Origin of the sequence: Neobacillus sp. B4I6 (genome assembly GCF_050434045.1) — a bacterium.
Taxonomy (GTDB): Bacteria; Bacillota; Bacilli; order Bacillales; family Cytobacillaceae; genus Neobacillus.
On record NZ_JBNPWB010000002.1, the window covers coordinates 5,163,723 to 5,176,797 of the forward strand.

At 44.4% G+C, this 13,075-nt stretch carries 11 protein-coding genes, 2 tRNA genes and 3 rRNA genes; 1 reads left to right on the forward strand and 15 read right to left on the reverse strand.

Annotated elements, in window-relative coordinates; genetic code table 11:
* The first annotated feature begins 122 nt into the window (after nt 1-122).
* Nucleotides 123-413 carry an AbrB/MazE/SpoVT family DNA-binding domain-containing protein gene (locus QF028_RS27750; protein ID WP_176525588.1) on the forward strand — a complete coding sequence of 97 codons (291 nt, stop codon included), beginning with the start codon at nt 123-125 and terminating at the stop codon, nt 411-413.
* A gap of 92 nt (nt 414-505) precedes the next feature.
* On the opposite strand, the gene rsmI is transcribed toward QF028_RS27750, so the two are convergent.
* From rsmI to QF028_RS27825, 15 genes are all read right to left on the reverse strand, one after another.
* Nucleotides 506-1,378, reverse strand: a complete 873-nt coding sequence (gene rsmI, locus QF028_RS27755; protein ID WP_215000067.1) for a 16S rRNA (cytidine(1402)-2'-O)-methyltransferase — start codon at nt 1,376-1,378, stop codon at nt 506-508.
* Complete coding sequence (locus tag QF028_RS27760) at nt 1,356-1,643, reverse strand: GIY-YIG nuclease family protein (RefSeq protein ID WP_429470612.1); 288 nt, start codon at nt 1,641-1,643, stop codon at nt 1,356-1,358. Before QF028_RS27760 ends, rsmI begins: the two co-directional genes overlap by 23 nt.
* On the reverse strand, nt 1,633-2,382 hold the full coding sequence (locus tag QF028_RS27765; protein WP_429470614.1) for a tRNA1(Val) (adenine(37)-N6)-methyltransferase: 750 nt from the start codon (nt 2,380-2,382) through the stop codon (nt 1,633-1,635). Before QF028_RS27765 ends, QF028_RS27760 begins: the two co-directional genes overlap by 11 nt.
* A gap of 48 nt (nt 2,383-2,430) precedes the next feature.
* Complete coding sequence (gene yabA, locus QF028_RS27770; RefSeq protein WP_168241447.1) at nt 2,431-2,802, reverse strand: DNA replication initiation control protein YabA; 372 nt, start codon at nt 2,800-2,802, stop codon at nt 2,431-2,433.
* Nucleotides 2,803-2,815: 13 nt separating this feature from the next.
* Nucleotides 2,816-3,643 (reverse strand): PSP1 domain-containing protein, encoded by an 828-nt coding sequence (locus tag QF028_RS27775; protein WP_088084910.1) that lies wholly within the window; start codon nt 3,641-3,643, stop codon nt 2,816-2,818.
* The gene (gene holB / locus QF028_RS27780; protein WP_429470617.1) at nt 3,636-4,643 is read right to left on the reverse strand and encodes a DNA polymerase III subunit delta'; all 1,008 of its coding nucleotides are present in this window, start codon (nt 4,641-4,643) and stop codon (nt 3,636-3,638) included. The genes QF028_RS27775 and holB overlap by 8 nt, the downstream gene beginning before the upstream one ends.
* Before the next feature lie 46 nt (nt 4,644-4,689).
* Entirely contained in the window at nt 4,690-5,019 is a 330-nt protein-coding gene (locus tag QF028_RS27785) for a cyclic-di-AMP receptor (protein ID WP_088084908.1), read from the reverse strand.
* A gap of 127 nt (nt 5,020-5,146) precedes the next feature.
* A complete protein-coding gene (tmk, locus tag QF028_RS27790; RefSeq protein ID WP_429470619.1) occupies nt 5,147-5,782 on the reverse strand; it encodes a dTMP kinase in 636 nt (211 codons plus the stop codon).
* A 32-nt stretch (nt 5,783-5,814) separates the two neighbouring features.
* On the reverse strand, nt 5,815-7,254 hold the full coding sequence (locus tag QF028_RS27795) for an aminotransferase class I/II-fold pyridoxal phosphate-dependent enzyme (protein ID WP_429470621.1): 1,440 nt from the start codon (nt 7,252-7,254) through the stop codon (nt 5,815-5,817).
* A gap of 144 nt (nt 7,255-7,398) precedes the next feature.
* On the reverse strand, nt 7,399-7,602 hold the full coding sequence (locus QF028_RS27800; protein ID WP_168241442.1) for a sigma factor G inhibitor Gin: 204 nt from the start codon (nt 7,600-7,602) through the stop codon (nt 7,399-7,401).
* A gap of 224 nt (nt 7,603-7,826) precedes the next feature.
* A 5S ribosomal RNA gene (gene rrf, locus QF028_RS27805) occupies nt 7,827-7,943 on the reverse strand.
* Nucleotides 7,944-8,019: 76 nt separating this feature from the next.
* Nucleotides 8,020-10,954: ribosomal RNA gene (locus QF028_RS27810) — 23S ribosomal RNA — on the reverse strand.
* 228 nt (nt 10,955-11,182) lie between these two features.
* Nucleotides 11,183-11,258, reverse strand: a tRNA-Ala gene (locus QF028_RS27815).
* A 10-nt stretch (nt 11,259-11,268) separates the two neighbouring features.
* Nucleotides 11,269-11,345: transfer RNA gene (locus QF028_RS27820), tRNA-Ile, on the reverse strand.
* Between the two features lie 103 nt (nt 11,346-11,448).
* Nucleotides 11,449-12,998: ribosomal RNA gene (locus tag QF028_RS27825) — 16S ribosomal RNA — on the reverse strand.
* Together the 16S, 23S and 5S rRNA genes with 2 tRNA genes alongside form the textbook arrangement of a ribosomal RNA operon.
* Nucleotides 12,999-13,075: the final 77 nt, after the last annotated feature.

Genomic DNA, 13,075 nt, shown 5'->3' on the forward strand with positions numbered 1-13,075 from the left:
TTTTCAAAATAAAAATTATTGACGGATATGGGAATTTCTTGTATTATTAAGTTATGAAAATTTTGTCGAATAATGACGAATAAATAGATAGAGAAAAATAAGTGCAAATGTGAGAGGAGATCATAAAAATGAAATCTACTGGTATTGTTCGTAAAGTTGATGAGCTAGGCCGTGTGGTTATTCCAATCGAATTAAGACGTACTCTTGGTATCGCTGAAAAAGATGCTCTTGAAATTTACGTTGATGATGAGCGTATTATCCTAAAGAAATACAAGCCAAATATGACTTGCCAAGTTACAGGAGAAGTATCTGATGATAATTTAACTCTTGCTGGCGGTAAATTGATTCTTAGCCGTGAAGGTGCAGAACAGTTATTACAAGAAATCCAAAACAACTTTGAATTAGTAAAATAATAGAAAGCTCCGGCACTTCAATTAGTGCTGGAGCTTTTTTTCTTTGAAAAGCGGAAACAAACGTTCAGCGGTGTATCCCACTTAAGCTCTATCTATTCGACATGATAGGCCTGATACACTTCTCTTTTATTTATGTCACGATCTTTCGCTGTTAGTTTGATCGCTTCCTTCGAAGGGATATTTTTTTCAGAAATATAATGATTTACATGTTCTTCAAGCGTTAAATTGTGCCACCAGCTTGGTTCTTCCTCTTGTTGCTGATCCGTCCCCTCAACAATCAAGCAAAACTCTCCGCGGATTTCATCCTGCGTGGTCCAAGCGATTACTTCTTCGATCGATCCGCGAATAAATTCCTCATACTTTTTTGTTAACTCCCTGCAAATTGCGATCTTCCGGTTACCGAGGACATCTGACATAATCGAAAGCGTTTCTTTTAGGCGATGTGGTGATTCATAAAAGATTAACGTAGCTGACTGCCACTTTAAGTGTTCTAACTCCGCCCGCTTTTCTTTCTTGTTTCGATTCAAAAAACCAAAAAAGTAAAAGGGCTGGCACACTAAACCGGAAGCAATTAATGATGTTAGGGCAGCATTTGCACCTGGTAACGGAACGACTGTTACCTTTTCTTCTATGGCCGCTGCGACCAGCTCATAACCTGGATCTGAAATGGCAGGCATACCCGCATCACTTACCAGCGCAATCTTTAACCCTTCCTTTACTTTTTGAATCAATTTATCGCCGCTCGTATCTTTATTGTGTTCGTGATAACTTACAACAGGTGTTCCAATTTCAAAGTAATTACAAAGCTTCTTTGTATTTCTTGTATCTTCTGCAGCAATTAAGTCTGCCTCTTTTAATAGTCGAATCGCACGGAAGCTCATATCTTCTAAATTGCCAATTGGTGTGGGAATAAGATATAAGATCCCTTTCGTAGCTTCATTCTCAAAGCTTTTTTGCTGCCACATGCACATCACCTGTTTCTTTCATTAAAAATTCATCTTTTTTCTTCCTGCTTAATTGCTTAAAGGAGTATTCTGCCCTCAGCGCGTCCCCTTTATTTTCATAGCTTCTATAGTATGTAAGTTCGACCGGACCTCTGCCCCGCGTATATTTTGCCCCTTTTCCTTCATTATGTAGCTTAATCCGGCGTTCAAGATTATTCGTATATCCACCATATAAACTACCGTCCTTACAGGTAAGAACATAAAAATAGTGATCGCTATTCTCCATATAAAATCTCTCTAATTTCTGGTGTATATTCATTGTCATCATTATAAACAAATAACGGGGGAGAAATTTTTATATCCGGACTGCCATCCTTAATTGCCTCAATTAAAAGCGTATTAGCCTCTTTCCCCTTCTTCGGATAGACAAATTGAATCCGTTTGGGTTCAAGCCGATATTGTCTCATCAATGTAATGATATCCAGCAGTCGCCCCGGTCGGTGTACAAAAGCCACCTTGCCGCCTTGTTTAGCCAATTGACTTGAAGCCTTGACCGCATCCTCTAGTGTACAAAGAATTTCATGACGGGCAATCGCTAGATGTTCATTGGGATTCATCTCTTCCTTTGACGGCGTTGTAAAATACGGGGGATTGCAAGTGACGACATCAAATTGCCCATGGCCCAGCTGTTTTGGCATATCCTTGATATCACCATGAATCATTTGCAGTCGGGGTTCTAGTCCATTATATTCAATGCTTCTTACCGCCATATCGTAAAGCCGTTCCTGTATTTCAACACCAGTAATCTGGCCCTTTGTTCGTGTACTTAAAAATAAAGGGATGACACCATTCCCGCTGCAGAGGTCAATTAAGTTCCCTTTTTGAATCGGAACATATACAAATCTTGCAAGTAAAACGGCATCAAGGGAAAAGGCAAAAACAGACGGACTTTGGATAATCCTTAAGTTTTCCGCTAATAAATAATCTAACCGTTCATCTTCCTTCAAGTTAACCAAATTATCCATCCCCTAAATGTATGAAAATAGAGGCTGATTTTTGTCAGCCTCTTAAGGTTATTTCTTATTAAGAAAGGAAAGACAGAATAAACAATCGCCTTCCTTGCGTAAACTTCCAAAATGAAGGTTACAGATATGAAACCCTTCTTGATAGAGTCGGGCGAGGTTATCATATCCTTCCCCAACATCAAATGGCTTTACCCCCGGAGACTCGGGCAGGACTGCCCCCTTTTTATTCTCTGTTACCTTTTTTTCCGCTTCAGTCGTTACATCTAAACGGCGTCTCAAATGTTCATTTTCAAGCTTTAAATAATGATTCTCTTCTAGTATTTCGGCTAAATGCTGCTTTAATTCCCCCAGCTGCTGGTAAAGATGGCCAATTTGTGTTTCCATATTACTTACTGATTCAAATATTTCTTTTTTATCCACGTCTTCCACCTCGTTAATCTGTGGATTGTATAGAAAAGGCACCTTCTTTATTGATTTCCTCCAAGGTATACTCCAGAACTCGATCCTGTTCCTTTAGTTCAACCTGCAGTACCCGCTCTAATATATTTAATCCTACTACTTTTCCTCTACCCTGTGGTGTTTCAATGAATTCCCCTAAATCCGGCAGCAATGCTTTAGCAGATTCATATTCATCATTTTCATATTTTAAACAACACATCAGCCTGCCGCATAATCCAGATATTTTTGTAGGATTCAGTGAAAGGTTTTGATCCTTCGCCATTTTTATCGAAACTGGATCGAAATCCCCTAAAAAGGTCGAACAGCATAACATTCTCCCACAGGGACCGATACCACCAAGCATCTTCGCTTCATCGCGGACACCAATCTGGCGTAATTCAATTCTCGTCCTAAAAATAGCTGCTAAATCCTTCACAAGCTCACGGAAATCAACTCTTCCATCAGCCGTAAAGTAGAAGATGACTTTATTTCGATCAAATGTATATTCAACATCGACTAGTTTCATATCCAGTTGATGCTCATTCACTTTTTCATTACAAACTTCATAAGCTTCCTTTGCGGCTTGCTTATTCTCTTCAACAATCATTCGATCCTTCGGGTCGGCAATTCTCACCACTTTTTTTAGTGGAAGGACAACATCATGCTCCTCCACCTGTTTGCGAGCGATGACTGCTTTACCATACTCAACTCCACGAACTGTTTCGACAATCACAAAGTCATCTTTTTCTATAGAGAGGTCCCCTGGATCAAAATAATAGATTTTCCCCGCCTTTTTAAAGCGTACTCCTACAACATCATACAAATGAAGATCCCTCCTGCAATTTTAACACAAGCTGTTCCATCATCAGCTGAGGATTCATATTCCTCTCAAGCTTTCTTTTTGCATCAAGAATAGCTGACATTTGATCCGATATGCGCCGTCCAGATGTTTGCAGTGCAAATTGTTGCAGCCGTTCATTTTCCTCTCGAAAAACAATTTGCTCCTGCCTATCTAATTGTATATATAGTAAATCCTTAAAAATAAGAAGTAAAAGGTCTAAACCACGGTGAATTTGTTCTTTATCTTTAAAGTGTGGAAACCATTCAGTCTGAAGCGTTACCATAGCCTCCAACGGATTTTTTTTCAACACCTCATATAATTTTACCACTATTTTTTGAGCTTGTGCAAACCATTCATCGACATTTAATTTATGTGCCTCATCCAAGCTATTGGTCAATTGAGCAAGTAACGGAGCCTTTAGCGGTTCTACGCCGTTTTCCACCAATTGTTTAATCATAACTAAAGGTGATAATGGATGAATTGTTAGTATTTGGCACCTCGAAAGGATCGTTGGTAGAATTTTCTGCGGCTGTTCTGTTAATAGAAAGGCAACTGTCCCGGGATTAGGTTCTTCTAAAAATTTCAGTAAACTATTGGATGCACTGACACTCATTTTATCTGCATGGATAAGCAAATAAACCTTTTTCAAAGATTCTAATCCCTTTTTGGAAAACTCAACCTGCAGGCTTCTGATTTGGTCAACCTTAATGGATAATCCATCCGGCTCCACAATATGAACATCAGGATGGTTGCTATGATTGATTCGACGACAATTATTGCATTCTTCACAAGGTTTATAACGATCAATGATGGACTCGCAAAATAGGGACTTCGTTAGTAACAACGCAATTTCCCGCTTACCTGTCCCTCTAATACCCTCAAGAAGGTACGCATGGGCCACTCGATTTTTCACTAAACTGTTTTTTAACATGTTTAACACAGTTGGCTGAAGCTCTTCTAGCTGTTCCCATGATTTTACCAAGCTCATCACTCTCTTACTTTATAAAATTAACCGACATTCACTATGATTAAAAATGCATGTATTGCTCAATTGGAAGGACAAATACGGTTGCCCCGCCAACCTCAACTTCAACGGGATATGGGACATACGAGTCTGCATTTCCACCCATCGGTGAAACAGGGGCAACTAACTGTTCTCTGGATCTGCAGTTGTCCTTAATAATTTGGAGGGCTCGGTCCACGCGAATATCCTCAGTACCAATCATAAAGGTCGTGTTACCTGACTTCAGAAATCCACCTGTACTCGCTAGTTTTGTTGCCCTAAAATTGTTATCTACTAGTGCCTTTGATAACCGATTGCTATCCTGGTCCTGTACAACAGCTATGATCAGTTTCATCCGAACCACCCTCTCTTTTTTATCCCATTCTAGTTTTGTTGTTTCCTATATTATAACAGGTAACAGAGTTCCTTACATTCGTAATGGCAGGGAAGGCTACATATTTATTTTAGGATAAAAAAAAGCCTTACAGGGAAGGCTTCCTTTTTGCTAATTTTTCTACTATTATTTTTAGGGTTTCTTGAAAAACCTCTTCCACTGTGCCGGAAGCATCAATAGACTGAATTCTATCTGGAAAGCGTTCGATTAATAGATGATATCCTGTGCTAACCTTTTGGTGGAATTCCAGGTTTTCTAAATCCAATCGATTAATCTCTCTGCCTTTATTTTTGTTGATCCGCTTTAAGCCTAACTCTGGTTTGATATCAAAGTAGATGGTTAACTCAGGCATCAAATTTTCAATCGCAAATTGGTTGATTGCAAAAACTTCATCAATTCCTAACCCGCGTGCATAGCCTTGGTAAGCCAAAGAACTATCAACAAACCGGTCACACAACACGATTTTCCCCTCTGCTAAGGCTGGTTTCACCTTTTCTATCAAATGCTGCCTTCTTGCAGCAGCATAGAGTAAGGCTTCTGTCCGCGGGTCCATCGCAGTATTTTCTTTATCTAAAATCACTGCACGAATCTGTTCAGCGATATCAATCCCGCCTGGTTCTCGCGTTAGGAGTACGTTTTCAAGCTGCTGGGCTACCATGTTAATAATTGTTGACTTTCCCGCGCCATCCGGGCCCTCAAATGTTATAAATATTCCTTTATCCATTTAAATAAAACCTCCAAAACTGTATCTATCTCTTAAGCTGTGTAAAAGGTCTTTATAAGACCATCTTTTAATCGTGCGCCGCCTTGAAATCTAGCTCCAGATTTTAACAGGCTGGCGAGTTGACTGAGTTTATCTTTTGTTATCCTTTCACCCTTCATCAGCAAGGGAATACCCGGGGGGTATGGAATAATCGTTTCGGCGCATACCTCACCTATCACTGCAGTTATATCTACCTCTTTTACCATTAAATTACCCATTTCTTTAAATGGGATCGCTAACGTTGAGATTTTTTGACTAGCCACCTCAAACACCTCTTCAGCATCATTTAAAGGTAAACCAGCTAGCGCCTTCTTAATTTTCAGGACCGCTTCTTCCAAAGGAAAGCTTTGTCCTTCTTTTAATAAAGGAAGAATAAAGAGCACATTATTTGGATCGGCTAATTCTGTATAAATGGATACCTCTTCTAATCTTCTTTGGAGCTCAAAGCCATTTAACCCTGAGCGGGACTGGATAGTTAATTTTAAAGGATCGCCGTTATCATTTGGGTATTCTAACACCCGGATTGCCGGAATTTCCGCCAACATCTCTTTAAAGCGTTGAACTTCATTCAAAAGAAAGGTTAAATCGTTTGGTTTATATGTAGCTAAATAATTTCTGGACAGGTCCAAGGATGCCATAATCGGATAGGACGGGCTGCTTGATTGGAACATGGCTAAGTATTCCTTTACCTTATTGCCATTAATCAACTGGCTATTCACATGTAAAAAGGATCCCATCGTCATCGCGGGGAGCGTCTTATGTGCTGATTGAACCACAACATCTGCACCCAATTGAAGGGCTGAGGGCGGGAAAGGAGCTCCCAGGATAAAATGTGGTCCATGTGCCTCATCCACTAACACAGGGATATCATGCAGATGTGCTTCTTTGATTATTTCTTGTAAATCATATCCCATTCCATAGTAGTTCGGATAACTCAAAATGAGTGCTTTTGCATCCGGATATAAGTTAATAGCTTCTTTAACCGTATCTATACGTATACCAGAAGGGACTTTCCACTCCTGGTCAAATTCAGGCTCGAGAAACACGGGGTCAGCTTTTGCCAAGCTAAGTCCATTTAAAATGGATTTATGGCAATTTCTTTGAACAAGAACGTTTGTTCCTTCTGAGCAGGATGCCATAATCATTGCTAGATTCCCTACGGTTGAGCCATTCACAAGGAAATAACTCTTTTTGGTTTGATATAGGCTAGCTAATAGTGATTCAGCCTCTAATATTGCCCCTTCTGGCGAATGCAGATCGTCTAAACCCGATAACTCCGTCGCATCAATTTGTAAAATCTGCTTAAAATAGCGATTTGCTTCTGGTTGATTTATAGTACCATATTTATGTCCAGGGACATGAAAGGAAATAGGGTTCTTTTTGACATGGTCGATTAATACATCATACAAAGGTGTTTTTAATTGATTATTCATTTGTTTACTTCCTTCTAAGAGCTTCGTTTATCCAGCCATATTAGCAGGCAAGAACCCCCCATTGCTGGAAGTTTCACTTCATTCTAACAAAAAATCAGTGCCCAATCTCATATGAATGCAAAAAAATAAGCCCATAATGGACTTTTATGAAAAAATTTCTGGTGTGGTTATTTTTTTCAGTTGTTTGAGAAAGTATTTATATTTTGGATCCTTTGTATCTGTTTGTATTAAATCATTTTCGCATTCTGTACAAATAAATGAAGTGTATAGATGTATGCCTCTTGGTTTTTGATTTTCACAAATAACGCACGTTTCCTCATGATACTTCTGTGCTAATAATGAACTCAATCCCTCCACCTCCATACATCCATTCTGCCCTTACGCGCCTATTTGTATACAATTTTTCGAATAATCTTTTCCCCGTCATCTTAATTAATATATTATGTAACAATTAGCAATTGGGTGTATGTCTATTTGTAATTTCTTTGAAAACACTTCGTACTTTTTTACTATTGTCATTGTCCTTACAGATGACAAACAAAAAAACAACCTTTTCAGGTTGTCTTAGATGTGCCTGGCAACGTCCTACTCTCACAGGGACGCGTGTCCCAACTACCATCGGCGCTGAGAAGCTTAACTTCCGTGTTCGGTATGGGAACGGGTGTGACCTTCTCGCCATTGCTGCCAGACTATTTAATTGAGGAATCATTCCCTCAAAACTAGATAATGCAGAAGAAGTTTGTAAAAATGAGTATGCCTTATAAATTGGTTAAGTCCTCGAACGATTAGTATCAGTCAGCTCCACATGTTACCACGCTTCCACCTCTGACCTATCAACCTGATCATCTTTCAGGGTTCTTACTAGCTTGCGCTATGGGAAATCTCATCTTGAGGGGGGCTTCATGCTTAGATGCTTTCAGCACTTATCCCGTCCGCACATAGCTACCCAGCGATGCCCTTGGCAGAACAACTGGTACACCAGCGGTGCGTCCATCCCGGTCCTCTCGTACTAAGGACAGCTCCTCTCAAATTTCCTGCGCCCACGACGGATAGGGACCGAACTGTCTCACGACGTTCTGAACCCAGCTCGCGTACCGCTTTAATGGGCGAACAGCCCAACCCTTGGGACCGACTACAGCCCCAGGATGCGATGAGCCGACATCGAGGTGCCAAACCTCCCCGTCGATGTGGACTCTTGGGGGAGATAAGCCTGTTATCCCCGGGGTAGCTTTTATCCGTTGAGCGATGGCCCTTCCATGCGGAACCACCGGATCACTAAGCCCGACTTTCGTCCCTGCTCGACTTGTAGGTCTCGCAGTCAAGCTCCCTTGTGCCTTTACACTCTGCGAATGATTTCCAACCATTCTGAGGGAACCTTTGGGCGCCTCCGTTACTCTTTAGGAGGCGACCGCCCCAGTCAAACTGCCCACCTGACACTGTCTCCCACCCCGATCAGGGGTGCGGGTTAGAATTTCAATACAGCCAGGGTAGTATCCCACCGACGCCTCCACCGAAGCTAGCGCTCCGGCTTCTCAGGCTCCTACCTATCCTGTACAAGCTGTACCAAAATTCAATATCAGGCTACAGTAAAGCTCCACGGGGTCTTTCCGTCCTGTCGCGGGTAACCTGCATCTTCACAGGTACTATAATTTCACCGAGTCTCTCGTTGAGACAGTGCCCAGATCGTTACGCCTTTCGTGCGGGTCGGAACTTACCCGACAAGGAATTTCGCTACCTTAGGACCGTTATAGTTACGGCCGCCGTTTACTGGGGCTTCGATTCAGAGCTTTGCTTGCGCTAACCCCTCCTCTTAACCTTCCAGCACCGGGCAGGCGTCAGCCCCTATACTTCGCCTTGCGGCTTCGCAGAGACCTGTGTTTTTGCTAAACAGTCGCCTGGGCCTATTCACTGCGGCTCTTCGAGGCTATTCACCTCAAAAAGCACCCCTTCTCCCGAAGTTACGGGGTCATTTTGCCGAGTTCCTTAACGAGAGTTCTCTCGCTCACCTTAGGATTCTCTCCTCGCCTACCTGTGTCGGTTTGCGGTACGGGCACCTTTTATCTCGCTAGAGGCTTTTCTTGGCAGTGTGGAATCAGGAACTTCGGTACTAAATTTCCCTCGCTATCACAGCTCAGCCTTCGCGAGAAGCGGATTTGCCTACTTCTCAGCCTAACTGCTTAGACGCGCATATCCAACAGCGCGCTTACCCTATCCTCCTGCGTCCCCCCATTGCTCAAACGATAAAGAGGTGGTACAGGAATATCAACCTGTTGTCCATCGCCTACGCCTTTCGGCCTCGGCTTAGGTCCCGACTAACCCTGAGCGGACGAGCCTTCCTCAGGAAACCTTAGGCATTCGGTGGATGAGATTCTCACTCATCTTTCGCTACTCATACCGGCATTCTCACTTCTAAGCGCTCCACCAGTCCTTACGGTCTAGCTTCAACGCCCTTAGAACGCTCTCCTACCACTGACATCTAAGATGTCAATCCACAGCTTCGGTGATACGTTTAGCCCCGGTACATTTTCGGCGCAGAGTCATTCGACCAGTGAGCTATTACGCACTCTTTAAATGGTGGCTGCTTCTAAGCCAACATCCTGGTTGTCTAAACAACTCCACATCCTTTTCCACTTAACGTATACTTTGGGACCTTAGCTGGTGGTCTGGGCTGTTTCCCTTTTGACTACGGATCTTATCACTCGCAGTCTGACTCCCACGGATAAGTCTTTGGCATTCGGAGTTTGTCTGAATTCGGTAACCCGATGAGGGCCCCTAGTCCAAACAGTGCTCTACCTCCAAGACTCTTACTACGTGAGGCTAGCCCTAAAGCTATTTCGGAGAGAACCAGCTATCTCCAAGTTCGATTGGAATTTCTCCGCTACCCACACCTCATCCCCGCACTTTTCAACGTGCGTGGGTTCGGGCCTCCATCCAGTGTTACCTGGACTTCACCCTGGACATGGGTAGATCACCTGGTTTCGGGTCTACGACCACATACTCATACGCCCTATTCAGACTCGCTTTCGCTGCGGCTCCGTCTCTTCAACTTAACCTTGCATGGGATCGTAACTCGCCGGTTCATTCTACAAAAGGCACGCTATCACCCATTAACGGGCTCTAACTACTTGTAGGCACACGGTTTCAGGAACTATTTCACTCCCCTTCCGGGGTGCTTTTCACCTTTCCCTCACGGTACTGGTTCACTATCGGTCACTAGGGAGTATTTAGCCTTGGGAGATGGTCCTCCCTGCTTCCGACCGGATTTCTCGTGTTCGGCCGTACTCAGGATCCACTCAGGAGGGAACGAAGTTTCGACTACAGGGTTTTTACCTTCTATGACGGACCTTTCCAGATCGCTTCATCTACCCCGTTCCTTTGTAACTCCATGTTGAGTGTCCTACAACCCCAAGAGGCAAGCCTCTTGGTTTGGGCTATGTCCCGTTTCGCTCGCCGCTACTCAGGGAATCGCGTTTGCTTTCTCTTCCTCCGGGTACTTAGATGTTTCAGTTCCCCGGGTATGCCTTCCATACCCTATGTATTCAGGTAAAGATACTGTTCCATTACGAACAGTGGGTTCCCCCATTCGGAAATCTCCGGATCAAAGCTTACTTACAGCTCCCCGAAGCATATCGGTGTTAGTCCCGTCCTTCATCGGCTCCTAGTGCCAAGGCATTCACCGTGCGCCCTTTCTAACTTAACCTGATCGACAAATGATCAGCTTCGAATCTCTTCGTCAGCCGCGCTCTCTCAGATCCTCACGTACATTAGGGTACGCTCCGGTCTTCGCTCGCTTGCTTCCTCGACCTTCTCGCTGCTAATTTGTCTTGGTTATTCTCTTACTTACATAAGAGAGAAAACTAAAATGGCATTGACTCGGTTCTTACATTGACTTCTTCATTACGATTATCTAGTTTTCAAAGAACGATTTTGGTGGAGCCTAGCGGGATCGAACCGCTGACCTCCTGCGTGCAAAGCAGGCGCTCTCCCAGCTGAGCTAAGGCCCCGTTATGAAGATGGTGGGCCTAAATGGACTCGAACCATCGACCTCACGCTTATCAGGCGTGCGCTCTAACCAGCTGAGCTATAGGCCCCCACAACGGAAATATAAAGAGAGATTATACTCTCAAAACCAAACAAACAAAGATCGTGTCACAAACTGTTTTGTCTGGCTCACAGGTCCAGCTTTATCCTTAGAAAGGAGGTGATCCAGCCGCACCTTCCGATACGGCTACCTTGTTACGACTTCACCCCAATCATCTGTCCCACCTTAGGCAGCTGGCTCCTTGCGGTTACCCCACCGACTTCGGGTGTTACAAACTCTCGTGGTGTGACGGGCGGTGTGTACAAGGCCCGGGAACGTATTCACCGCGGCATGCTGATCCGCGATTACTAGCGATTCCGGCTTCATGCAGGCGAGTTGCAGCCTGCAATCCGAACTGAGAATGGTTTTATGGGATTGGCTAAACCTCGCGGTCTTGCAGCCCTTTGTACCATCCATTGTAGCACGTGTGTAGCCCAGGTCATAAGGGGCATGATGATTTGACGTCATCCCCACCTTCCTCCGGTTTGTCACCGGCAGTCACCTTAGAGTGCCCAACTGAATGCTGGCAACTAAGATCAAGGGTTGCGCTCGTTGCGGGACTTAACCCAACATCTCACGACACGAGCTGACGACAACCATGCACCACCTGTCACTCTGTCCCCCGAAGGGGAAAATCCTATCTCTAGGAGTGTCAGAGGATGTCAAGACCTGGTAAGGTTCTTCGCGTTGCTTCGAATTAAACCACATGCTCCACCGCTTGTGCGGGCCCCCGTCAATTCCTTTGAGTTTCAGCCTTGCGGCCGTACTCCCCAGGCGGAGTGCTTAATGCGTTAGCTGCAGCACTAAGGGGCGGAAACCCCCTAACACTTAGCACTCATCGTTTACGGCGTGGACTACCAGGGTATCTAATCCTGTTTGCTCCCCACGCTTTCGCGCCTCAGCGTCAGTTACAGACCAGAAAGCCGCCTTCGCCACTGGTGTTCCTCCACATCTCTACGCATTTCACCGCTACACGTGGAATTCCGCTTTCCTCTTCTGCACTCAAGTCCCCCAGTTTCCAATGACCCTCCACGGTTGAGCCGTGGGCTTTCACATCAGACTTAAAGGACCGCCTGCGCGCGCTTTACGCCCAATAATTCCGGACAACGCTTGCCACCTACGTATTACCGCGGCTGCTGGCACGTAGTTAGCCGTGGCTTTCTGGTTAGGTACCGTCAAGGTACCGGCAGTTACTCCGGTACTTGTTCTTCCCTAACAACAGAGCTTTACGACCCGAAGGCCTTCATCGCTCACGCGGCGTTGCTCCATCAGACTTTCGTCCATTGTGGAAGATTCCCTACTGCTGCCTCCCGTAGGAGTCTGGGCCGTGTCTCAGTCCCAGTGTGGCCGATCACCCTCTCAGGTCGGCTACGCATCGTCGCCTTGGTGAGCCGTTACCTCACCAACTAGCTAATGCGCCGCGGGCCCATCTGTAAGTGTCAGCCGAAACCGACTTTCAGCTTTTCCTCATGAGAGGAAAAGGATTATCCGGTATTAGCACCGGTTTCCCGGTGTTATCCCAGTCTTACAGGCAGGTTGCCCACGTGTTACTCACCCGTCCGCCGCTAATCAACAGGAGCAAGCTCCTGTTGATTCGCTCGACTTGCATGTATTAGGCACGCCGCCAGCGTTCGTCCTGAGCCAGGATCAAACTCTCCAAGAAAGTTGATTAGCTCATTTTGTTACGTTGGCTTAGTTTCTTAATTGAAACTAAAATTTTTGTTTGTTTGCACGATTTTG

Coding starts and splice junctions, on each gene's coding strand:
- QF028_RS27785 (WP_088084908.1), bottom strand. CDS start 5,019: ATGAAACTGATCATAGCTGTTGTACAGGACCAGGATAGCAATCGGTTA.
- QF028_RS27795 (WP_429470621.1), bottom strand. CDS start 7,254: ATGAATAATCAATTAAAAACACCTTTGTATGATGTATTAATCGACCAT.
- tmk (WP_429470619.1), bottom strand. CDS start 5,782: ATGGATAAAGGAATATTTATAACATTTGAGGGCCCGGATGGCGCGGGA.
- rsmI (WP_215000067.1), bottom strand. CDS start 1,378: ATGTGGCAGCAAAAAAGCTTTGAGAATGAAGCTACGAAAGGGATCTTA.
- QF028_RS27765 (WP_429470614.1), bottom strand. CDS start 2,382: ATGGATAATTTGGTTAACTTGAAGGAAGATGAACGGTTAGATTATTTA.
- QF028_RS27760 (WP_429470612.1), bottom strand. CDS start 1,643: ATGGAGAATAGCGATCACTATTTTTATGTTCTTACCTGTAAGGACGGT.